The organism is Mesorhizobium sp. M2E.F.Ca.ET.209.01.1.1 (assembly GCF_004010375.2).
Lineage (GTDB): Bacteria > Pseudomonadota > Alphaproteobacteria > Rhizobiales > Rhizobiaceae > Mesorhizobium.
The window spans coordinates 1-454 of sequence record NZ_SADP02000178.1 but is presented as its reverse complement, the minus strand read 5'-3'; the positions used below and the strand labels follow the sequence as shown (position 1 = coordinate 454).

General features: G+C 58.6%; 1 pseudogene. It reads left to right on the top strand.

Annotated features, from left to right (window positions below):
• Positions 1-63: 63 nt before the first annotated feature.
• Positions 64-454, top strand: a pseudogene (locus EN852_RS35180) (mandelate racemase/muconate lactonizing enzyme family protein); the annotation flags it as partial.

Below are 454 nucleotides of genomic sequence, written 5' to 3'. Positions count from 1 at the left end.
GGATAGGACCAGGGGTCAAGTCTGGAACATCGTGGCTGACCATTGCTGACAAAGGTATTGAAAATGAAAATCACGAGCGTTCGGCCGTGGCTGATCAAGTCTGGTGCTTCTTATTGGGGGGAATTCCTGTTCGTCGAGGTGACGACAGACGAGGGGGTGAGTGGCTGGGGAGAGATCACCACCACCACCAAGCTCGCCAACCGCGCGCTGTGCACGATCCTTCGACAGATCGGAGCCGCGGTGACAGGAGAGGACCCGGCGCGCATCGAATACCTCTGGCACAAGATATTCCGCAGCTTCACCTATATGGGCAGCCGTGGCGCCGCGGTCGAATGCGTGAGCGCGATCGATATAGCTCTCTGGGATCTCAGGGGCAAAGTCCTCGGCAAGCCGATCTACGAACTGTTGGGCGGGCCGGTCCGCGATGAAATCGCGCTCTATACCCATCCCAACC